The sequence below is a fragment of the Kineosporia succinea genome (assembly GCF_030811555.1).
In the GTDB taxonomy this organism is placed as follows: domain Bacteria; phylum Actinomycetota; class Actinomycetes; order Actinomycetales; family Kineosporiaceae; genus Kineosporia; species Kineosporia succinea.
On record NZ_JAUSQZ010000001.1, the window covers coordinates 7757020 to 7777884 of the forward strand.

A 20865-nucleotide genomic window follows, 5' to 3' on the forward strand; every position below is an offset into this window, starting at 1 on the left:
CCTTTGAGCGGCGACGAGCAGAAACACCCCCTATACCCAATGGGTATAGGGGGTGTTTCTGCTCCGGGGCCGGTGATGGGGCCGGTGATGGGGCCGGTGATGGGGCCGGTGATGGGGCCGGTGATGGGGCCGGTGATGGGGCCGGTGATGGAACAAGGATCAGGGCAGCAACCGAGGCCGGGAGCCGGGGCCGGAGCCGGGACCAGGACCGAAGGCCGGCAACCCGGGGCAGAGGGCGCGACAGGGTCGGAGCAGGGTCGGAGCAGGGTCGGAGCAGGGTCGGAGCAGGGTCGGGAATCCACGCCCCGGACTCACGGGGCGGAGCCAGCGCCGGGCACCGGGAGCTGGGACCGGCGACACCGAGCCGGTACCGGCGGTCGGGAACCGGTGGGGGCGCCGCCGCGTCCCACATTCTGCCGACCCCGACCGGGCCACGGAACACGAAAGGTGCCAGCGTGCTGAGACACGTCTTCCTCCTCGCGCCCGTCCTGCTGCTCACCGCCTGCGCGGGCACGACCGGGAGCTCGGCCTCGTGCGCGTTCGCGGTGGAGTACGAGGGCCGGATCTACACCGGGGAGCAGCGGATCGACCCGGATCTGGTCGGCGCGAGCCTGGGCGTGCACCAGATGCCGGCCTGCAACGACACCGGTGGGAGCGAGCCGGCCCCCGGCGATCCCTCGCCCGGCGACGTGGAGATCTTCCGGGTCGAGGGATTCGACCCGCGCCATGTGGTCTACGCCCAGATCGTGGGCGCGGACGCGGAGCCCGAGGGACGCCGTCTTTCCGTCGGGAAGGACGAGATGCCCGCCGATGTCTGGTCCAGCCTGCAGGCCGATACCGGCGTCTGAAGCTCTCGACCGGCGGTACTTTTCGGTAGTCCCTACGGTGATGGACGTCCCGCACACGGCACGAACGCGAGGGGGTCCACGTGGACATGCGCTACGTCGAGTTCATCCAGGCCGACCCCTTCTTCTACGACCGGCTCCGCACCGACCGCACCCACCCCGCCACCACCGATTACCGCATCGCGCAGAACGTGGACTGGGCCGGCTGGGAGCAGAACACCCGCGACGGCTGGCACGGCGTGTTCCCCCGCGACCTCGAACTGCCCGAACAAGGCTGGAAGGTGCACGTCTCGGCCACCCTCGAGAATGCCCAGTGCGTGCTGGATCTCGTCTCCGGACACTGCGGGCGGCAGCGGGTACCGTTCAAGTACCGGGCCACCCGCACCGACCTGCTGCGCATCAACCTGAAGTACGCCGACCGGGGCACGAGCGGCAAGTTCGTCACCGTCTATCCGGCCACCGAGCAGGCCTGCGCAGAGGTACTGAACGATCTCGACGCGCTGGTCGGCGGGATGGACGGACCCTACGTGCTCAGCGACCTGCGCTGGAACCAGGGGCCGGTCTACCTGCGGTACGGCGGTTTCCGGGCGCTGGACGTACGTGACGAGCACGATCAGCTGGTGCCCGCGATCCGGCGTCCCGACGGTGAACTCGTGCCCGACCGCCGCACCCCGTCCTTCGCACCGCCCGCCTGGGTGCCACTACCGGCGTTCGTCACCACGGCCCGCGAGCGCCTGAATGCCGACGACAGCGAGGCTTTCGGCTACCGGGTGCGCGAGGCGCTGCACTTCAGCAACGGTGGGGGCGTGTACCTGGCCGAGCGACTGCGCGATGCGGCGACGGTGGTGCTGAAGGAGGCCCGTCCGCACGCGGGGCTCTCTCCCGACGGCCGTGACGCGGTGGAGCGACTGCAGTGCGAACGTGAGCAGCTCGAGCGGCTGCGGGGCGTGCCTTCGATCGTGGGTGTGCTGGGCGGGTTCGAGCACTCGGGTCACCATTTCCTGGTGCTGGAACACGTCGGGGGACGTTCGCTGAACCGGGAGATCGCGGCCCGTCACCCGATGGTCCGGGCCGGGGCGAGCACGCACGACCGCGACGAGTACCGCGCCTGGGCCCTCGGGGTGCTGGAACAGATCGAGGCCGGGATACGGGCCGTGCACGAGCACGGTCAGGTGCACGGCGATCTGCACCCGGGCAACGTGCTCGTGACCCCGGACGGCACCGTGCGTTTCGTCGATCTGGAGTTGTCGTACGCACAGGACGCCCCCGCGCCGTCCGCGGGTGGAGCCCCCGGGTTCACCCCTCCGGACGGGCGCACCGGCGTGGCCGCCGACCTGTACTCGCTGGCCTGCCTGAAGATCGCGCTGTTCATCCCGCTCACCCCGCTGCTGGCCCTGGACCACCGCACGGCCCGGCGCCTGATCGACGAGGCCGTGCGCCGGTTCGGGCTCGACATCGGTTTCGGGGCCGAGGTCCTCGCCCGTCTCGAGGCACCTCGGACCGGCGGCGCACCCGCCGGCGAAAGAACGCAGCAGGCCGAGGAACTGGCCCGGACCTGGCCGGTCGACACCGCCGACGGGGTGCAGCAACTGAGAACGGCCATCGTGCGCGGCCTTCACGAGAGCCTCGACCTGAGCCGGGCCGATCGCGTGTTCCCCGGCGACGTCCGCCAGTTCACCCACGACGCACTCTCGATCGCCCACGGCGCGTGCGGCGTCCTGCCGGCGCTGCACGAGCCCGGCGAGAGCTCACACCGGGCCGACGCCGTGCTCGACTGGGTGAGCGCCGCCCTGCACCGGGCGCCTCGCACCCAGCCGGGTCTGCTCGACGGCATCACCGGGATCGCCCGCACCTTCAGCCGGTTCGGCCGGGTCGACGAGGCCGCCCGGCTCACCGCGGAGATCGAGCGCCTGCCCTTCGAGCAGCTCCCGGGCGACCTGTACGGCGGCCTGGTGGGCATCGGCCTCGACCGGCTCGACGAGGACCCGGACGGCGCCGCGATCACCGAGATCCGCCGGGTGCTGCGCGATCGCACCGGTGAACTCGGCCGCCACATCCGCTCGGTCAAGGGTGTGACGCGGGCGGCCCGGGACCGGGGCGGCCTGCTGCGCGGTGCGACCGGCGCGGCCCTGTTCTGGCTGCGCTGCTACGAGACCTACCATCAGGCCGAGGATCTCGACCGGGCCCGCCGCGCGCTCGCCGTCGACCTGTCCGCCTGCACAGAACGTCCGGACGGCTCGCTGCAGCTCGACGAAGACCGCCGCTCCCTGCCGTATCTCGGCTCCGGCTCGATCGGCGTGGCGCTGGTCGCGATGCGCCTGCTCGAGCACCTCGACGACGAAGACCTGCGCCGGGCCGTGCGCCGGGTGATCCGGGTGACGCGGGCCGGATACACCGCTCAGTCGGGTCTTCTCAACGGCCGCGCCGGGTTCGTGCTCTTCCTCACCGCCGTGCAGCGTTCCCCGTTCGCCGACGCGGTCAGCCGCGCCGACCTGATCCGGCACACCCGCGACCTCGGCCTCTACGCCCTGGTGCACGGCACCGGCCTCCACTTTCCCGGCGAGCAGATCCTGCGGGCCTCGACCGACTGGGCCAGCGGCTCGGCCGGCGTTCTCACCGCCCTCGACGCCTACGCCCACGTGGTGCACGGCACGGCGCCCGCCCCCACACCCCCGATACCGGGCCTCTTCCCGGGAACCGGCACCGTTCGTCCACCGGAAGGAGCCCTGGACCTCAGATCACACCAGCCCGAACCCACGCCCAGCACCTGAGAGGACCACGATGAACCAGATTCTCGACCTTCAGACCCTCACACCCGACGAGCAGCCCGAGGATCTGAGCCTGCTCAACCTCTGCGGCCAGCCCAGCACCGCGAGCCTCCTGCTGTGCGGATGACCTGACGCGGGTCCGGGCGTGATCGCGAGCAGGGCGCCGCCCCGGTTCGCGATCACGCCCACCACCCACGAGCCGACCATCCGGATTGCTTAGCCGACCATCTGGTCGGTAGCCTGATGGCACGAGGAACTCCGGACCCCTGCGCGACCAGCGCTGCCGGAGTCGAGTGAGACATGATCACGCCGCACATCCGCGCCGCAACGATCACCGAGGCACGTGAGGTCGCCGACCTCTTCGCCCGCGCCTACGAACACGACCCGGTCTGGGCCGCTCTGGCCCCACGCGCCGACCGACGCACCCGCACGATCCGGCGGGTGATGCGCGCCGAGCTGCTCCGCGGCGGCGTCCGCACGCTCGACGTGGCGACCGACCCCGAAACCGGCCGGATCATCGGCGCTCTCAGCTACGAAGCACCGCGCCACCGAACCCCGGCCCACTGGTGGGACCGGTTCACGGCCCATCTGCCCGGTTGCATCGGCCGGGCTCTGCGCCATGACCTCACCGTGCGGAATCTGCGGCCGAGCGAGCCGCACTGGTACCTGCACGACATCGCCGCCGATCCCGGACATCGCGGGCAGGGCATCGGCTCGGCGCTGCTGAGGCACCGGCTCGGCCTGATCGACCAGGCTCCGACGCCTGCGGCGCTGCAGGCGACGACCACGGCGAGTGCCCGCCTCTACGGTCGGTACGGCTTCGCGGAGGTCGCCCCGATCCACGATCTGCCGGGTGTCACCTCGTTCGCCCTGACCAGACCGGCCAGACCGGCCAGACCGGCCGCACCGCCCGGGCCGGGCCGGTCTCAGTCGCAGAACCAGCCGGGCGGGGTCTGCCCCGAGAAGATCAGCAGGGACTCGATTCTCGCGAACCAGTCGTCGGCCGACAGGCAGCCGTCGGCGACCTGACGGGTCAGGTCCAGCATCTCCGGGGTCGCCACGTACTCGCGATGCGAACCGTCGAGCAGGTTAAGCGTCAACCACCCAGTGTCTGCGCTCATGACCCGACAGTAATCACGAGGTAGCTCGGCGTACAACCAGGACGGGCGGCAATGGGCCGAACACCCCAGCCCTCACCGGGCCAGGGTCTGACGGGGATGCACCCCGAACCGCTGCCGGTAGACCACCGCGAACCGGCCCGGATGGGTGAACCCCCAGCGCCGGGCCACATCGGCCACGGTGTCGAAGGCCGGGTCGGCGGCCTCGAGGTCACGGTGGGCCCGGTCGAGGCGAGTGCTGCGCAGGTATGCCATCGGGGTGCAGCCGTGGTGCCGGGCGAACGCGATCTGCAGGGCCCGGGCGCTGATGCCGGCCGCCCCGGCGATCTGGGCCAGGGTCAGCGGCTCGGCGGCGTGCGCCTGCATGTGGGCCACCGCGCGGCGCAGGGTCGCGGGGCCGGCGTGCCCGCCGCCGGGCTGGTAGTGGCTGGTCATGATGCTGTTGGGGAACACGCTCAGGGCGGCCGTGGTGAGGGTGCGCACCAGGTGGGCCCGCACCAGGGGGCTGGCCAGGCCTGAGCGGGCGGCCGAGGCCTCGGCCCAGGTCATGCGCATGAGCTGGGCCCAGTAGCGGGAGGACGCGTCGTCGACCGGGACGTTGTCGAGGAACCGGACGCCGGTGCCCGCCGAGTCGGTCAGGGCGGCCGCCGCCTCGGCGATGCTCGCCAGCGGCAGGTGCAGCGTGGTGAACGTGGAGTTCGGGGTCCAGGTGGCCCGGGTGGCCTGGGCCGTGTCACTGCGCCAGACCTCGCCCGGGCCGAGCCGGACGTCGGGCCGGCCGGCCCGGGCCTGGCTCATCGAGCCGTCACTGACCAGCACCGTCGCGAACGTGGCGAGCGGCTCGGACACCGAGCGGCCGGTGAAGCCCCAGCGCTGCACGCCGCAGGCCAGTTCCCCGGCCTCGGCCCGCACGACGCGGAACTGGAAGTCCTCGTCGACCGCGTCCAGGTCGAGCCGGGTGCGGGCGAAGATCCGCCCGATGAGCTGGCCCGCCACCTCCGGCCGGTCGGTGACCACCGACGATGTCCGCACGGGCCCGTCCTCTGCCGCCGCCACAGACGCTCCCCCCGCCTCGTCCTGACGAAGAGTCACCCTACAACTACGGACAGATGACGAAAGAGGGAATCCGAAAGCGAAGGTCCGGGAGCCGCGGCTGGATAGGAGGCGATTCGGGCGGGTACCAAGGAAGTACCCGCGCACCCCCTGGGCGGGTGTGAACCTGCTGAGCCGCACTGTCCGGAACCCCCTCCGCCGGGACAGTGCGGCTCGGCAGCACCTCGTCCGCTTCAGGACGCGGGGGTCAACCCGCGCAGCGCGTCGGCGACGGTCTGCGGGACCGGCTTGCCGAGCATCCGGCAGGCGGTCACGTCCTGCGCGGCGAACGCGACCTGGGCGAAGCGGGTGGCCCCGTCGGTCTCCGTGGTGTCGCCGGGCTCGGCCGTGGTGTCGCTGACGGCGGTGCGCCGCCCGTCGGCGGTGGCGATGGCCGTGCTGTGGTGGCCCAGGGTGTCGCCACCGTGGCCCCACACCGGACCGCAGGCCGACTCGATCTCGAAGATCCCCAGACCGTAGCCGCCGCGGATCGGGTAGTCCGCCGGCACGTCCACCGTCTGCTTCATCTGGTTGAGCTGCTTCTGCGAGAACAGCTTTCCGCTCAGCACGGCGGAGAAGAACGTCGCGGTGTCGTCGGCGTCGGACACCACGGCACCGGCCGCACCGCCCCAGCCGCCGATCGGCCAGGCCGAGGTGTCGGTGTAGGTCGGCCGCTCGCCGGTGAAGCCCACCGCATAGCCGTGGGCGTAGCCCTTGCCCGTGTTCGTGGCGTACGGGTCGGCGAAGTAGGTGTGCCGCAGCCCGAGCGGGGCCACGATCCGCTGCTGCACCAGCTGCGCCAGGCTCTTGCCGGTCTGCTTCTGCAGGATCAGGCCGATCAGCGTGTAGTTCGTGTTCGAGTAGTTCCAGCTGGTGCCGGGGGCGAAGTCCGGGTCGTGCGAGAACGCCACGTCGAGCAGCTCCTGCTCGGTGAACACGTGCTCCGGCTCGCTGGTGAGCCGGGCGAAGAACGCTTCGTCGCCGGTGTAGCTGAACAGGCCGCTGGTGTGGTTGAGCAGCATCCGCACGGTGATGTTCGCGCCGTTCGGCACCACCCCCGGCAGGTACTTCTGCACCGGCTGGTCGAGCCCGACCCTGCCCTGGTCGACCAACTGCAGCGTCAGCGTGGACATGAACGTCTTGGTGTTGCTGCCGATCTCGAACTGGTCGCCGGCCCGGAGCTTGCGGCCGGTGCTGATGTCGGCCAGCCCGGCGGTGGTGGTGGACACGCGGCGGCCGTTGTCGATGCGGGCCAGGTAGCCGGGGGCGCCGGTGCCGAGGACGTGCTTCGACACCTCGCGCATCGTGACGTCGTCAGGACTCTGTGCGGCGTGGGCGGACGCGGTGCCTGCGCCGGCGACCACGCCGGACCCGGCCAGCACGGCGGAGGCGATGACCAGCGCCTGCGTGCGGCGGGCCCGGACGGTCGGTGCGGCAGTCGTTGTCGTCATGGGGAAGAGCCTGCCGACATCACGCCCGCCGTTCACTCCTGCCCACTGCCGAGCCGGACGGGGGCCACCTGCACCCGGTCAGGTAGTGCAGGCACTACCCGACCGGATGAGACCTGGGCCCTGTCCTAGACGGCACGGCGCGAACGCCAGCTGTGCTCAGGCTCGTAACCCAGCACCCGGCGGGCCTTCTCGATCGAGAGCAGCGTGTCGTTCTCCCCCACCTCACCACGCACCTCGACCGAGGGGAACTCCTGGGCCAGCAGCTCCCGGTTGGGCCGCGACATCACGGTGTCCGCGTTCGCGATGATGAAGACATCGGCCCCGGTCGCCTCGTGGGCCAGGGCCCTGCGCACCGCCTGCGCACCGTCACGGGCGTCGATGTAGCCCCACAGGTTCCAGCGCCGCAGGGCGGGATCCTCGTCGTACGAGGGGAAGTCGTCGTAGTCGGCCGGTGCCATCACGTTCGAGAAGCGCAGCCCGATCATCTTCAGCTCCGGGTCCCAGCGGCACAGCTGCCGGGCCATCTCCTCCTCCAGCGTCTTGACCAGCGAATAGGTGCTGGACGGACGCGGGGTGTAGTTCTCGTCGACCGGCACGTAGGGCGGTGGCTCGCTGAAGGGCAGACCGAGAACGGTCTCGCTGGAGGCCCACACGATGTTCTTCACCCCGGCCCGCCGCGCCGCCGAGACCACGGTGTGGCTGACGTTCATGTTGTTCGCGAACGTGGCGTGATCACCCATGACCCCGGGCGCCGGAACCGCCGCCAGGTGCACCAGCGCGTCCACCCGGTCGAAGCGCTCCTCCACCCCCAGCATCGCGTCGAGCACCTGGCCGTGGTCGGTGAGGTCGATCGGCACGAACACGACGCCCTCCGCCAGGCTCGGCGGCCGGACCCGGTCGAACACCACCACGTCCCACCCGTGCGCGGCCAGATCCGCCACCACCACCCGGCCCAGCTTGCCCGCACCACCGGTCACCACGACTCGTGCCATGAACACGCCTCCTCATCGATGAGTTCACCCCTCACCCAACGCCACCGGGCGCCCCCTGTCGAACGCGACCACCACGTCCACCATCAGGAGAACGCCATGGACCGAACCCGTCAGCCCTCTCGAGCGCCCGCAGCTGACGCTGGTCGGCCATCGCCCGGTGCGACGTCTCGACCAGCTCCGCGACCCCGTCCCGGTCCGGCTCCCGGTTGCCCGGGCCAGGTCGAGCGCCTGCCCGGCCGGGAGCGCCGCCTCCGGGGTGAGTGATGAGATCCGGCTCTATGCGTCATGCAATATTTCGCATACTGTCTACCGCATGCCGGTCCCCACCACGAACGCCGCTCCCCCGCGGGAGCTGCTGCGCGACCGGGCGCTGCACGCCCTGCGGGCAGCCATCGTCGACGGCACCCTCGAGCCGGGCGAGCGCCTGGTCGACGCCGAGCTGTGCGCCTGGCTCGGCGTCAGCCGCACCCCGGTGCGTGAGGCCCTGACCCAGCTGGAACGCACCGGCCTGGTGCAGATCCGGCCCGGCAGCCGCACCCTGGTCGCGCCGCTCGACGTGCGCGCGGCCGTGGAGGCGCAGGCGGTGGCGGCGAGCATGCACGAGCTCGCCGCGCGTGAGGCCGTGCCCCTGAGCGGTGAGAGCCACCGGGAGCTGATGGCGGCGGCGAACGCGCAGTTCGCGCACGCCCTGGGCAGCGGCGACGTGGACGCGGCGATCGCCGCCGACGACGCCTTCCACCACGTGTTCGTCGATCTGGCGGCCAACCGGCGCCTGGCCGGCATCCTCGACGACGTGACGCCGCTGCTGCGGCGCATGGAGCGGGTGCGTTTCGCCTCGCTGAGCGGGCGGTCGTCGGTCGCCCAGCACTCGTCGATCATCGAGCTCACCCAGGCCGGCGACGCGGACGGCGCCGCGGCGCTCGTGCGCGCCAACTGGCTCACCCTGAAGCCCTAGGAGACCTGATGTCCCTCGACGACTTCGACCGCTACCCGCTGCTCTTCGGCCCCAGCCCGGTGCACCCGCTGGAGCGCCTGACCCAGCACCTGGGCGGCGCCTCGATCTGGGCCAAGCGCGAGGACTGCAACTCCGGTCTGGCCTACGGCGGCAACAAGACCCGCAAACTCGAGTACATCGTCCCCGATGCCCTCGCCGCCGGCGCCGACACCCTGGTCTCGATCGGCGGCTACCAGTCCAACCACACCCGTCAGGTGGCCGCGGTCGCCGCCAAGCTCGGCCTCAAGGCCCGCCTGGTGCAGGAGAAGTGGGTCGACTGGCCGGACGCGGTCAACGACAAGGTCGGCAACATCCTGCTGTCGCGGATCATGGGCGCGCACGTGCAGCTCGACCCGGCCGGTTTCGACATCGGCATCCGCGACTCCTGGGAGCAGGCGCTCGAAGAGGTCCGCGCCGCCGGTGGCACGCCCTACGGCATCCCGGCCGGGGCGTCCGAACACCACCTCGGCGGGTTGGGTTTCGCGAACTGGGCCCGCGAGGTCGAGCAGCAGGAGCGGGAACTCGGCGTCTTCTTCGACACGATCGTGGTCTGCACCGTCACCGGTTCCACGCACGCGGGCATGATCGCCGGCTTCGCCCAGCAGGAGCGCCCGCGCCGCGTGATCGGCATCGACGCCTCCGCCACCCTGGAGAAGACCCGCGCCCAGGTCGAGCGCATCGCCCGGCACACGGCCGGCCTGATCGGGCTGAAGCGCGAGCTGCGCGACGACGAGATCACCGTGCTCGAGGGCTGGGCCGGCGACCTCTACGGCATCCCGGTCGCCTCCACGATCGACGCCATCCGCCTCACCGGCTCGCTCGAGGGCATGATCATCGACCCGGTCTACGAGGGAAAGTCCATGGCCGGCCTGATCGACCTGGTGCGCGACGGCGACATCCCCGCCGACTCCACGGTGCTCTACGCCCACCTCGGCGGGCAGCCGGCGCTGAACGCCTACTCGGGCATCTTCTGACCCCGCCCGGCCAGGTCCGCCGCCTCCTGCCGCAGCGCTGCGCGCACCACTGCCAAGGGGCCGGACAGGGCGCCGACGTGGGCCAGGAACATCGCGCGGGGTTCGCGGGCCGGGTCGTCGACCTCGAGGGCGACCACGTCGCCGGGTAGTGAGCGGGCCGCCAGCGCCGGCACGGTGGTGATCCCGATGCCGGCCGCCACGAAGCCCAGACGGGTCGACCAGTCCGCGAGTTCGGCCACCACGTGCGGGTTCCGGAGCGTGGGCCAGGCCCCGAACTGGGGTTCGCCACGGCCCCCGCGACCGGCGATCCAGTCCTCGCAGGCCAGCGCGTCCACCGTCACCGAACGGGACCGGGCCAGCGGATGGCGACGGCCGACGGCCACCAGCGCGCCGCCCGAGGGCAGGGGCTCGGTCTCGACCCCGGTCAGGTCGTAGTCGGGCAGGTCGGCCCCGAGGGCGAGGATCGCCAGGTCGAGCCGGCCCGCGCGCAGGCGCCGGATCTGCACGGGCGTGGACGATTCCAGGAAGTCGACGGTCACCGACGGGTGCTCCGCCCGCACCCGGGCGACGGCCTGCGGCACCAGCCACATCGCCGTGGTCGGGAACCCGCCCAGCGCGACCCGTCCGCTCACCGGGGCCGCCAGCTGGTCGAGCTCGCGGCGGGCGGCGTCGAGCTGGTCGAGGATCACGGCGGCGCGGGCGGCCAGCCGGTGGGCCGCCTCGGACGGCTCGGTGCCCCGCGGACCGCGAACGAACATCGTTGCGCCGGTGACGCTCTCGAGCGCGGCGATCTGCTTGGACAACGCGGACTGGGTGAACCCGAGACGTTCGGAGGCGGCGGTGAACGAGCCGGTGTCGAGCACCGCCAGCAGCGCGCGCAGCAGGTGCGGGGGCAGGTCCATGGCTCCATTATGCCGCTCCGGAATACCTGAGGTTCCGAACAGTCGCTGGTGGCATGAGGCCGGAAGCGTGAGACTCGGGGTGTCGGAAGGAGCACCACACATGAGCACGATCTGGTTCGTCACCGGTACCTCCAGCGGGTTCGGCCGGCTCTGGGCGCAGGCCGCCCTGGAGCGCGGCGACCGGGTGGTCGCGACCGCGCGATCGATCGGGGACCTCGACGGCCTCACCACGCGATTCGCGGACGCGGTCCTGCCTCTGGAACTCGATGTCACCGACCGGGAGGCGGTTTTCGCGGCGGTGGACGCCGCGGTGCAGCGCTTCGGGCGCATCGACGTGGTCGTGAACAACGCCGGGTACGGGCATTTCGGCATGGTCGAGGAGGTGACCGAGCGGGAGCTGCGCCGGCAGATGGAGACCAACTTCTTCGGTGCCGTCTGGGTCACGCAGGCCGTGCTGCCCGTGCTGCGGGCCCAGAAGGGCGGGCGCCTGCTGCAGGTCACGAGCGAGGGCGGGGTGCGCGCGTATCCGGGCATCGGCGCCTACCACGCCTCGAAGTGGGCCGTGGAAGGTCTCTCGGAGTCCCTGGCCCAGGAGGTCGAGGGGTTCGGCGTTCACGTCACCTGCGTGGAACCCGGCCCGTACGCCACCAACTGGCTCTCGAAGGGCTCGCGGCACAGCGCCGAGCTGCCCGACTACGCCGAGACCCGCGCCCGCACGGCCACCACCTTCGAGATCGGCGACCCGGAGGCCACGAAACAGGCGGTTCTCGACCTCATCGACGCCGAGAACCCGCCTCGGCGGCTGATTCTGGGCAACGTCATCCCGCAGATCGAAGCCATCTACGCCGACCGGCTGCGGACCTGGCGGGACTGGCAGACGGTGTCCGAGAAGGCTTTCGGCACCCGCGTGGGGTGAGGGGCCCTACGACCGCGGTGAGCTCACCACGTCGGTGACCACCTCGTCCGTGGCTCCCGAGCGGGCGAGGTGCACCGAGCCGTCGGGCGCGATGCGCACCATGGTGGTCGCCCGGTGCGTGAGGTGCGGTGAATGGTGGACGTCGCGGTCGACGATCGCGCACCGGTCACCGAACATCTCACGGGCCTGGGCGGCCGTGGCGGCCGGGGGCCGCCCGGTGCGGTTCGCGCTGCTCACGTACAGGTGACCGAAACCGGCCACGGCCTCGGCGACCGGTTCCCAGCGGGTGCCGAAGAGCAGGATCTGACGGTCCCGCACGGCCGGTTCGGCCCAGCGGGGCAGCGGCCCGCGCACCGGCAGCAGGGCCGTGACCGGGTGCCTGCGCAGCAGGTCGAAGGCGAACGGGGTGTCCGGCAGGTCGATGAAAGGGCGCAGCAGCGACCAGAAGTCGTCGTCCAGGCCCCACACGGCCACGTTCTGCCGCTCGGGCCGGCCCTTGGCGGCGTTGACCACGGCCGGTGAGGTGGCCGCGACCACGCAGGTGAGCGGGCTGGGGTTGGGCAGGACCACGGCCTGCCCCTGCTCGAGGAGCTCACGGGCCCGGGCCGGTTCGACGATCACGGCCACTGCCCCGTCCCGGCCGAGCCCGCGATGCACAGTCCGTCGAGGAACCCGGCGAAGTTCTCGCGCGGCACGACCGCCTGCCCACTGGTGTAGGCACGGTTCTTCACCCAGGCCAGCGCCGCGGTGGCCTGTTCCTCGTCGAGCTCGTGCCCCAGTTCGGTGGCGACGACCCGCACCACCCGGCGGCTGGCCAGGTGGGTCAGCAGCACGGTGGGCCGCACCCCGAGCACGGTCTGCGGGTCGAACGGCTGATAGGTGCGCGGGTGGGCGAACGGGGTGCCGGTGGAGATCGAGCCGACGCCGCTGCCGACGATCGGGGTGGTCACGTCGATCGGCACACCGGTGATCTCCGAGACCGTGGCCGCGATCCCGGGCAGCAGCGTGAGGTCCGGCTGTTCCCACCAGGGGTCGGCGTCCGGCCCGAACACCGCCGCGGTGGACTCCTTCTCGTAGGCCGTCGCGAACAGCACCTGCTCGGTGGCCGGCAGACCGGAGCGTTCGGCGATACCGAGCCAGGAGCTGGACACCACCCGGGCCCCGGCCCGCGCGGCGGCCAGCGAGTTGGCCAGCCCGAGGCCGAGGTCGTTGTGGAAGTGCGTGCCCAGCACCACGTCCGGGCCGGCCTGGGCCTGGACGGCGGCGAAGGTCTCGCCGGCCTGGTGCGGGTGCCACTGCCCGATCGTGTCGGCCAGCACCACGACGCCCGCGCCCACCTCGCTCAGCCGGGCCGCCGTGTCGGCGACCAGCGAGCGGTCGGCGCGCGGCACGTCCACCAGGCACACGTCCACCGCGGTGCCGTCGGCGTACTGCACGGCCGAGCGAACCGTCTCCAGACCGGCGGCGAGCGCAAGTTCGGGGGTGGTGTGGGTCATGGCGGACGCGGTGGGCGCCGATGCGGGGAGGATCACCATGATGCGGGCACCGGGGATGCCGCGCATGGCGCCGAGCGACATGTCGACGTCGAGGGCGGTGCCGCGGCAGACGGCCGAGGGGCTCACCCGGTCGGTGGTCTCGGCCGCGACCCGGCGGGTGATCTCGCGTTCCTGCGGGGCGATCGAGGGGAAACCGGCGGCGAAGATCACCTGCCGGGGGCCGGACTCGCCGAAGATCCGGCCCTGTTCCCGGGCGACGGCGATGCGCTGGGCGGCCGTCATCAGGGTCTTGGCCTGGGCGCCGTCACGGGCGCACTCCTCGAGCAGCACGAGCTTGCCCGCCCGGGACGACTCCACCACGAGATCGACCATGATCTCTCCCCACGTCGGTGTTCGGCGTTTTCCTGTACTGGAACGCGAGCGTAGCCAGGCCACCGGCGGGTAATGGATCACGCGGCCGGGCGTGTCGCGACCGTTCCCCGGCGCGGGACGCAACGGGCTGGTCCTGAGCGGGTCACCCCGCCCAGGACCAGCCGGCCGATCAGAAGGTCTTCTCCTTGCTGCAGGTCACCAGCTGGTTGACGCAGCTCTTGACCAGGTCGGCCAGGGTCTTGGTGTCCCAGGCGAAGAACCCGTCGAAGTGCATGGACGATGCCATCCCGCTGGCCAGCTCGAACCCGGCCGCGGTGCCGGGGGTGTCGTAGTTGACCACGAACGTGACCGCGGGGATCCGGACCGGGAACGCGGCCGGGCAGGTACCCGCGGCGCCGTAACTGACGTGCGACTTGTGGTCGGGGCTGTCCAGGTTCTTCCCGTCCCAGCAGTCGGGGAAGCGCTGCAGGAAGTGCAGCGACCCGTTGTCCTCGCAGACCGGCCAGTTGCCGTCGGTGCTGCGGGCGACGCCGTCGGCCGGGCCCCCGGCGCACCAGAACTGGTTCGCGGCGCCGACCGGGGTGGCTTCCTGCTTCTTGGCGTCACCGACGACCATGCGCATGCCGTTCGGCATCGGGACGGTCCGGGTCTTGTCGTCCAGCAGCGAACCGTAGTAGACGATCAGCTCTTTGGGCTCGACCTTGGCACCGGTGCTCCGGTCGGTCAGGGAGGGCATCCAGTACGCCGAGTGGTCCTCGGTCGGCAGGCAGGTCGTCGAGGTGAACGTCAGGAGGTCTTCGGTGGTGGTGTCCGCGTCGGTGCTCTCGTTGCCGAAGAACGAGTGCAGGTGCGACTTGCCGGCCTGGCCGGGGAACACGATCGGGTCGTTCGTGCCGGAGTGGCTGTAGGTGCAGGTGGCGTTGAACTCGGGATTCTTCTTCGCGGTGGCCGGAGGGGTGCGCGGGGTCAGGGCCTCGAACTCGTCGAGCTGTGCCTTCCAGGCGGCCTGGTCCACCGGGATCCAGTCACCGGTGGGCATGGTCATCGTGGCGCCGGGGGTCATGGTGTGCCCGGGGGTTGTGGTCTGCCCGGGGGACGTGGTCTGCCCGGGGGCCGCACTCGGCGAGGGGACGGCGGTGGGGGCGCTCGTCTGCGAGGGCGTGGGGTGCCGTTTGCGCCGGGTCCCCAGCTTCTGCGCGTAGGCCGCCGCCTCGTCCGTGCCGATCTCCTGCTCGCTCTCGCCCGCCGAGCCGGCGACCGGCTGGAACGTGGCCCCGTGGTGCTGAGGGACCCGGGAGAGGTTGGCGGAGTTGCCCGGCCCGACGCCGAGCATCACCGCCGCCGTCACCCCCAGGACGGTGGCGGTGCCCAGGGCGATCGCCGGGCGCAGCAACCGGGGACGTCGTCGCGACACGATGGTTCTCCTTCTCACGGTCAGGGTGGATCAGGAAACGCGCACCCCTGACCCAATCGCGACCCTGTGCATCCGCTGTAGGCCCAAAGTCCCAGCCGGGTACGAGAAGCCCACCGCCCTGCCGGTGACGACCGGGGCACGGGCGGCCGCTCCCGTGGGCCGACGTCAGCGACCAGGGCGGGCGGTCGCTCCCCCGGCCAGCCGGCCGCGTCCGCCGCGCTTGGCCTCGTAGAGCTGGCGGTCGGCCTCGGTGAGCAGCCGGTCGACGTCGGCCGGGTTGCCGCTGTGCAGGCCCAGGCTGATCGAGATGCGCAGGCCGTCGCCGATCTCGGCCCAGTGGTGGGCCTCCACCGCGGTCAGGATCGAGGCGGCGCGTTCGGCCCCGACGCCGTCGGCGTCCTGGGTCATGACCACCACGAACTCGTCGCCACCGAGCCGGGCCGCCAGGTCGGAGGGGCGCACGTGCCCGGCCAGGATCCCGCCGATGCGACGCAGCACCTCGTCACCGGCGTCGTGGCCGAAGGTGTCGTTGACGGCCTTGAAGTGGTCGACGTCGATCATCATGATCACCACGTCCTGCCGCTTGCGCCGCCGGTTGCGCACGATCGAGGTGGTGCGCAGGCGCTCGAGATAGGCGGAGTAGGCGCGGCGGTTGCCCAGGCCCGTCAGGTCGTCGACATACACCTGGTCGCGCAGCAGCTCGTGCTCGAGGCGGCGGCGCTCGGCCTCGATCGCGGCCCGCATCGAGCTGGTGCGGCTCAGCCGCGAGTTCCAGCGCAGGTCGACCAGCTGCCGGATGTAGGTGAGGGCCACCGGCGGGGACGCGTGGGCGGCCAGGTTCAGGGCCAGGAGCCGCACGTGCACGGGAACGTCCGGCCCGATGGCACTTCCGACCGTCTCCGCGAGCGCGGCGGCCCGGGTGTGGTCACCGGCGTGGTGGGCGCGGAAGGCGTCGGCCACCGCGAGCATGGCCAGGCCGGAGTCGGTCTGGGGGTCATCGGCCCGGCTCGCGACGAACGCGCGGTCGGCCGGTGAGGGCTCGCCCGCGAGAGCGGCGAAGAGGTCGGTGAAGGCGTGCACGGTGGCGGCCCAGCTGATCGGCCAGTCGGCGTCGAGCACGCGCAGGGTGCCGGGCAGTTCGCGGCAGGCGAGCTCGCGGGCGGCGTCCCAGTCGCCGAACTCGGCCAGGGCGCAGGCCTCGTCGAGCGCCAGGTCCATGCCGTTGATCTGGGTGACACGCCGCTGCCGGCGCACGACCTCGGCCCAGGGGCCGTTGCGCTGGCTCCGGAACAACGGGTCGGCCAGGGCGAACTGCTCGCGGGCGAGCCCCCACAGGCCCAGGGTGTGGAAGGCGTTGGCGACCTCGAGGTGGGCGGCAATGCGGTGCACGACGAGGCTGTCGGTGTCGTCGAGCAGCACGGCCGCGCGCACCAGGGGCTCGGCGCCGGAGGCGTCGGGGGCCTGCGCGACGCGCACCACGGCGGCGCGGTGGGCGGTGGTGGCCAGGGCGAGGGCGAGCAGGGCCGGGTCGCCGAGCTCCTCGGCGGCCTGGAGCATGGCCCGCACGTGCTCGGAGTCGTCGAGCCCGGCGCCGCGCACGGCGAGCGAGCGGGCGAAGTGCAGCAGGAGCGTGACGTCGGCCCAGCCGATCAGGTGGGCCTGCGCGGCGAGGGTCTCGACCTCGGCGGAGACGTCGCGGTCCTGCGAGGCCTCGATCAGCGCGTAGGCGCGGCGGAGGGCGTCATCGTGCTGACGGGCGGACACGTCGCCTGCCGCCTGTGCCGGGATCACGCCCGTCGCCCTCCTCACGTCTCCCTGTCGGCCAGTAACTTTGGCCGCTCCAGCTACGAAAGCCCCTCGGGTCACACGATCAGTCGCTCAGCAGACAGCAAACGCCCGCAGACAGACCAGATCACACTATCGGCCCAGAGCGGTCGGCAGTGATCTTCGCGGTCCTGATTCACGTGAACGGGCTCTCGGGAGCGCCCCACTTCCGGCGGTTTGAGCCGGATTCCGGCCCGCGCGAACCCGCCGGCGCTCGTCCGGGACCGGGTGACATCCGTGCGGTCAGGCGCACTTCGGCCGCCCGATCGCGAATCCGGCCTCAGCCCGTGACGGTGGCGGCCAGCGCCTCGAGCTCGGGGATCCCGGCCGCCTCGGCCAGGGTCTGCTCGAGCACCCGGTCGTGCGTGGGGTGCGCCTCGCCCAGCAGCTCCCGCCCGGCCGGGGTCAGCTCGGTGTAGATGCCGCGGCGGTCGTCGGCACACAGGACGCGGGTGAGCAGCTGCCGGTCTTCGAGCCGGTTGACGAGCCGGGTGGTCGCGCTGCTCGACAACGCCGCGGCGCGGGCCAGGCTGCTGCATGCGCATGTGCCAGCCGTCTTGCCGGCCGAGGGCGTCGAGCACGGTGAACTCCACGACCGAGAGGCCGTGCTCACGCTGCAGGACACGCTCGAGCTCACTCTCGATCAGCCCGTGGAGTGCCGCCAGCGTGCGCCAGCCGCGCGCGCGGATCTCGACCGCATCGTCTGCAATACCCACGAGCCCAACTCTAACAGCTTGCGCGGATATCCCGCGCGTGCAACTATCTCTCCTCGTTGCGTGCGCCGGTATTTGCAGACGCCGCCTATCACCCATCACTTCCCGGAAGGGGAATCCCATGCCCGTGGCGCTCTACGCCCTGGCGCTCGGCGGATTCGGCATCGGGCTGACGGAGTTCGTGATCGCCGGGCTGCTGCCCGAGGTCGCCGCGGACTTCGCCGTCTCCGAGACCACCGCCGGCTACCTGATCTCCGGCTACGCCCTCTCGGTCGCCGTCGGCGGCATCCTGCTCACCGCCGGGCTCGGCCGGCTCGACCGCAAGAAGGCCCTGCTCGGCCTGCTCGTGCTGTTCATCCTCGGCAACGGCCTGTCCGCCCTGGCCGGCAGCTACGAGGTCATGCTGGCCGGGCGCATCGTCGCGGCCCTGTGCCACGGCGCGTTCTTCGGCATCGGCGCGGTCGTGGCCGCCGGGCTGGTCGAGGAGAAGCGCCGCGCCGGGGCCATCTCGGTGATGTTCGCCGGCCTGACCATCGCCAACGTGCTGGGCGTCCCGCTGGGCACGTTCCTCGGGCAGGCCGCGGGCTGGCGGGCCACGTTCTGGGCGATCACCGTGATCGGGGTCGTGGCCCTGACCGGGATCCTCGCCCTCGTCCCCTCGCAGCCGCCCACCCGGCCCGACCACGGCGTCCTCAAGGAATTCGCCCTGTTCCGCAGCCCTCAGGTCTGGCTCTCGATGCTGGTCACCGTGCTCGGCTTCGGCGGCATGTTCGGCGGTTTCACCTACATCGCCTACACGCTCACCGACGTCAGCGGATTCAGCGCCGGCACCGTGCCGTGGCTGCTCGTGCTGTTCGGCGCGGGCACCTTCGCGGGCAACCTGCTCGGCGGCCGTGCATCCGACCGCGACCTGGGCCGCACCCTGCTCACCGTCCTGGCCACGCTCACCGTGATCCTGACGTTCTTCGCGCTCACCGCCGGCTCGAGGACCGCGACGATCGTGGCGATGGTGCTGATGGGTGGCTTCGGCTTCGCCACCGTGCCCGGCCTGCAGATGCGGATCATGAACCACGCCGCGCACGCCCCTACGCTCGCCTCGGGCGCCAACATCGCCGCGTTCAACCTGGGCAACGCCTTCGGGGCCTGGGTCGGGGGCCTCACCCTGGCCGCCGGACTGGGTTACACCTCACCGCTATGGGCCGGCGCGGGGATCACGCTGGCCGGGCTCGCCGTGTTCGCGATCGCCTCCCGGGTGCGTGGCGGCGAGTTCGCCACCCCCTCGGCCAGCGCTCGCTCGACTGCCACTCGCTCGACCGCCACTCCCTCAACCGCCACTCCCTCAACCGCCGCTCCCTCGACCGCCGCTCCCTCGACCGCCGCTCCCTCAACCGCCGCCCCTTCGACGGCCGCTCCCTCGCCCGCCACTCCCACGCCCGCCACTCCCTCGACCGCCGCGGAGACCGCCAGGCCTGCCACCGAACCGGCCACCGAACCGGCCCCCTTCGCCGACCACCGGCCCTGACACCGACCCCGACCCCGAGCCCGGCGCCGCGCTCACCCGTCCCTGACCGACCCGAACACCGTAGGAGTCACCTTGATCCCCGAGATCACCCTCAACAACGGCGTCCGCATGCCCCAGCTCGGCTTCGGCGTCTTCCAGGTCCCCGACGACGAGACCCAGCGCGCCGTTGAGACCGCCCTCGCCGCCGGGTACCGCAGCATCGACACGGCCGCGGTCTACGGCAACGAGCGCGGTGTCGGAAAGGCCCTGGCCGCATCCGGTGTCCCCCGCGACGAGCTGTTCGTCACGACCAAGCTGTGGATCTCCGACCTGGGCCGCGAGAACGCGAGGAGAGCCCTCGACACCAGCCTGGCCAAGCTCGGCCTCGATGCCGTGGACCTCTACCTGATCCACTGGCCGGCCCCGCGCACCGACGCCTACCTCGAGACCTGGCAGGCCCTCGAAGAACTGGCCGCCGACCAGAAGACCCGCGCGATCGGCGTCTCCAACTTCCTGCCCGAGCACCTGGAACGGCTCGCCGCACTGGGCGGCACCGTGCCCGCGGTGAACCAGATCGAACTGCACCCGGCCCTGCAGAACCGTGAGAGCGTCGCCGCCAACCGGAAGCACGACATCGCCACCGAGGCCTGGAGCCCGCTGGCCCAGGGCGCCGTGCTGGACGACGAGCCCGTCACCGCCGCCGCGGCGGCCCACGGCGTCACCCCCGCCCAGGTCGTGATCCGCTGGCACCTGCAGAAGGGCAACGTGGTGATCCCGAAATCGGTCACCCCGAAGCGCATCTCGGAGAACCTCGACGTGTTCGGCTTCGAGCTGACCGCGCACGAGATCACCGCGATCGACGGCCTGGAGCGCGACGGCCGCACCGGCCCGCACCCCGAGCAGGTGAACGTCTAGGACGCCGACGGGGCGGGCGGCGTACGCACGTACCGCCCCGTCGCCTTGCCCTCCGTGCTCAAGGTGAGCACCCCGTCCTTGACGGACGCCGTGGTCGCGGTGCCGAGCACCTCACCGTTGGGGACGTTCGCACACCCGATCCTGGTCGTTCCACCTTCGGCGGGCGCGTGGAAGGTGCCCGCCTCCCCGACCTGGTAGTGCCCGCCCAGGCCGTTGCACCCGTCGCTGCCGACCCAGGTGCCGTCGTCCTTGAACGTGACGACGGCGTTCCCGTAACTCTCCCCGAGCGGACCCTTTGGCACCTCGTACCCGGTGATCTTCTGCGGGTACCAGGTGCCGAGAATCTCCTGCTGCAGCGCGGGTTCCGCGTCGCGCGGCGTGACCGTACCGCCGGAGTCCTCGGCACCGCACGCCGCCAGCACCAGCAGCAGACCGGCCGCCGGCCAGGTGCGCGTGACGGCGCGACGCCATGCGAGCGTCTGCCGCCCGGCCCGCACCTCGGTGCTCGTCCACGTCTCCCGCATGCGCTTCTCCCCTGGTCCACCGATTCCGGAACGAACAGGGCTTGGACGCGGGTC

General features: G+C 71.9%; 18 protein-coding genes and 1 pseudogene. 9 read left to right on the forward strand and 10 right to left on the reverse strand.

Annotation, left to right across the window (positions count from 1 at the left end; all coding sequences use genetic code 11):
* Positions 1-455: 455 nt before the first annotated feature.
* From J2S57_RS33865 to J2S57_RS33880, 4 genes are all read left to right on the forward strand, one after another.
* On the forward strand, positions 456-848 hold the full coding sequence (locus J2S57_RS33865) for a DUF6281 family protein (RefSeq protein ID WP_307250434.1): 393 nt from the start codon (positions 456-458) through the stop codon (positions 846-848).
* An 86-nt stretch (positions 849-934) separates the two neighbouring features.
* Positions 935-3616, forward strand: coding sequence for a class III lanthionine synthetase LanKC (gene lanKC, locus J2S57_RS33870; RefSeq protein WP_307251157.1), 2682 nt, complete (start codon positions 935-937; stop codon positions 3614-3616).
* Between the two features lie 10 nt (positions 3617-3626).
* Complete coding sequence (locus J2S57_RS33875; protein WP_307250437.1) at positions 3627-3740, forward strand: SapB/AmfS family lanthipeptide; 114 nt, start codon at positions 3627-3629, stop codon at positions 3738-3740.
* A gap of 173 nt (positions 3741-3913) precedes the next feature.
* Complete coding sequence (locus J2S57_RS33880) at positions 3914-4642, forward strand: GNAT family N-acetyltransferase (protein ID WP_307250439.1); 729 nt, start codon at positions 3914-3916, stop codon at positions 4640-4642.
* A 164-nt stretch (positions 4643-4806) separates the two neighbouring features.
* On the opposite strand, the gene J2S57_RS33885 is transcribed toward J2S57_RS33880, so the two are convergent.
* From J2S57_RS33885 to J2S57_RS33895, 3 genes are all read right to left on the reverse strand, one after another.
* Positions 4807-5763, reverse strand: coding sequence for an AraC family transcriptional regulator (locus J2S57_RS33885; RefSeq protein ID WP_307250441.1), 957 nt, complete (start codon positions 5761-5763; stop codon positions 4807-4809).
* Between the two features lie 254 nt (positions 5764-6017).
* Positions 6018-7274, reverse strand: a complete 1257-nt coding sequence (locus J2S57_RS33890) for a serine hydrolase domain-containing protein (protein ID WP_307250443.1) — start codon at positions 7272-7274, stop codon at positions 6018-6020.
* Positions 7275-7399: 125 nt separating this feature from the next.
* On the reverse strand, positions 7400-8266 hold the full coding sequence (locus tag J2S57_RS33895; protein WP_307250445.1) for an NAD-dependent epimerase/dehydratase family protein: 867 nt from the start codon (positions 8264-8266) through the stop codon (positions 7400-7402).
* Positions 8267-8579: 313 nt separating this feature from the next.
* On the opposite strand from J2S57_RS33895, the gene J2S57_RS33900 reads away from it, so the two are divergent.
* Positions 8580-9221 carry a GntR family transcriptional regulator gene (locus J2S57_RS33900; protein WP_307250447.1) on the forward strand — a complete coding sequence of 214 codons (642 nt, stop codon included), beginning with the start codon at positions 8580-8582 and terminating at the stop codon, positions 9219-9221.
* A gap of 8 nt (positions 9222-9229) precedes the next feature.
* On the forward strand, positions 9230-10234 hold the full coding sequence (locus tag J2S57_RS33905; RefSeq protein WP_307250448.1) for a 1-aminocyclopropane-1-carboxylate deaminase: 1005 nt from the start codon (positions 9230-9232) through the stop codon (positions 10232-10234).
* Here the strand turns inward: J2S57_RS33905 and J2S57_RS33910 are convergent.
* Positions 10216-11136 (reverse strand): LysR family transcriptional regulator, encoded by a 921-nt coding sequence (locus J2S57_RS33910; RefSeq protein ID WP_307250450.1) that lies wholly within the window; start codon positions 11134-11136, stop codon positions 10216-10218. The genes J2S57_RS33905 and J2S57_RS33910 overlap by 19 nt on opposite strands.
* A 100-nt stretch (positions 11137-11236) precedes the next feature.
* On the opposite strand from J2S57_RS33910, the gene J2S57_RS33915 reads away from it, so the two are divergent.
* On the forward strand, positions 11237-12052 hold the full coding sequence (locus J2S57_RS33915; RefSeq protein ID WP_307250453.1) for an SDR family NAD(P)-dependent oxidoreductase: 816 nt from the start codon (positions 11237-11239) through the stop codon (positions 12050-12052).
* 6 nt (positions 12053-12058) lie between these two features.
* Here the strand turns inward: J2S57_RS33915 and J2S57_RS33920 are convergent, their stop codons facing one another.
* The 5 genes and pseudogenes from J2S57_RS33920 to J2S57_RS33940 form a co-directional block, all read right to left on the reverse strand.
* Complete coding sequence (locus tag J2S57_RS33920; RefSeq protein WP_307250455.1) at positions 12059-12673, reverse strand: hypothetical protein; 615 nt, start codon at positions 12671-12673, stop codon at positions 12059-12061.
* Entirely contained in the window at positions 12670-13920 is a 1251-nt protein-coding gene (locus tag J2S57_RS33925) for a hydroxymethylglutaryl-CoA lyase-like TIM-barrel protein (RefSeq protein ID WP_307250457.1), read from the reverse strand. The genes J2S57_RS33920 and J2S57_RS33925 overlap by 4 nt, the downstream gene beginning before the upstream one ends.
* 169 nt (positions 13921-14089) lie before the next feature.
* The gene (locus J2S57_RS33930; RefSeq protein ID WP_307250458.1) at positions 14090-15334 is read right to left on the reverse strand and encodes a DUF1996 domain-containing protein; all 1245 of its coding nucleotides are present in this window, start codon (positions 15332-15334) and stop codon (positions 14090-14092) included.
* A gap of 165 nt (positions 15335-15499) precedes the next feature.
* Positions 15500-17125, reverse strand: coding sequence for a GGDEF domain-containing protein (locus tag J2S57_RS33935; protein WP_307250460.1), 1626 nt, complete (start codon positions 17123-17125; stop codon positions 15500-15502).
* 313 nt (positions 17126-17438) lie between these two features.
* Positions 17439-17874: pseudogene (locus J2S57_RS33940) on the reverse strand (MarR family winged helix-turn-helix transcriptional regulator).
* 118 nt (positions 17875-17992) lie between these two features.
* Between J2S57_RS33940 and J2S57_RS33945 the strand changes: the two are divergent.
* Both J2S57_RS33945 and J2S57_RS33950 read left to right on the forward strand, forming a co-directional pair.
* Entirely contained in the window at positions 17993-19393 is a 1401-nt protein-coding gene (locus tag J2S57_RS33945) for an MFS transporter (protein ID WP_307250463.1), read from the forward strand.
* A 108-nt stretch (positions 19394-19501) separates the two neighbouring features.
* On the forward strand, positions 19502-20287 hold the full coding sequence (locus J2S57_RS33950; RefSeq protein ID WP_370882738.1) for an aldo/keto reductase: 786 nt from the start codon (positions 19502-19504) through the stop codon (positions 20285-20287).
* On the opposite strand, the gene J2S57_RS33955 is transcribed toward J2S57_RS33950, so the two are convergent.
* Positions 20284-20811 (reverse strand): META domain-containing protein, encoded by a 528-nt coding sequence (locus tag J2S57_RS33955; protein ID WP_307250466.1) that lies wholly within the window; start codon positions 20809-20811, stop codon positions 20284-20286. The two genes, J2S57_RS33950 and J2S57_RS33955, sit on opposite strands and share 4 nt — an antisense overlap.
* Positions 20812-20865: the final 54 nt, after the last annotated feature.

Coding starts and splice junctions, on each gene's coding strand:
- lanKC (WP_307251157.1), top strand. CDS start 935: ATGCGCTACGTCGAGTTCATCCAGGCCGACCCCTTCTTCTACGACCGG.
- J2S57_RS33875 (WP_307250437.1), top strand. CDS start 3,627: ATGAACCAGATTCTCGACCTTCAGACCCTCACACCCGACGAGCAGCCC.
- J2S57_RS33880 (WP_307250439.1), top strand. CDS start 3,914: ATGATCACGCCGCACATCCGCGCCGCAACGATCACCGAGGCACGTGAG.
- J2S57_RS33890 (WP_307250443.1), bottom strand. CDS start 7,274: ATGACGACAACGACTGCCGCACCGACCGTCCGGGCCCGCCGCACGCAG.
- J2S57_RS33895 (WP_307250445.1), bottom strand. CDS start 8,266: ATGGCACGAGTCGTGGTGACCGGTGGTGCGGGCAAGCTGGGCCGGGTG.
- J2S57_RS33900 (WP_307250447.1), top strand. CDS start 8,580: ATGCCGGTCCCCACCACGAACGCCGCTCCCCCGCGGGAGCTGCTGCGC.
- J2S57_RS33905 (WP_307250448.1), top strand. CDS start 9,230: ATGTCCCTCGACGACTTCGACCGCTACCCGCTGCTCTTCGGCCCCAGC.
- J2S57_RS33910 (WP_307250450.1), bottom strand. CDS start 11,136: ATGGACCTGCCCCCGCACCTGCTGCGCGCGCTGCTGGCGGTGCTCGAC.
- J2S57_RS33915 (WP_307250453.1), top strand. CDS start 11,237: ATGAGCACGATCTGGTTCGTCACCGGTACCTCCAGCGGGTTCGGCCGG.
- J2S57_RS33925 (WP_307250457.1), bottom strand. CDS start 13,920: ATGGTCGATCTCGTGGTGGAGTCGTCCCGGGCGGGCAAGCTCGTGCTG.
- J2S57_RS33945 (WP_307250463.1), top strand. CDS start 17,993: ATGCCCGTGGCGCTCTACGCCCTGGCGCTCGGCGGATTCGGCATCGGG.
- J2S57_RS33950 (WP_370882738.1), top strand. CDS start 19,502: ATGCCCCAGCTCGGCTTCGGCGTCTTCCAGGTCCCCGACGACGAGACC.
- J2S57_RS33955 (WP_307250466.1), bottom strand. CDS start 20,811: ATGCGGGAGACGTGGACGAGCACCGAGGTGCGGGCCGGGCGGCAGACG.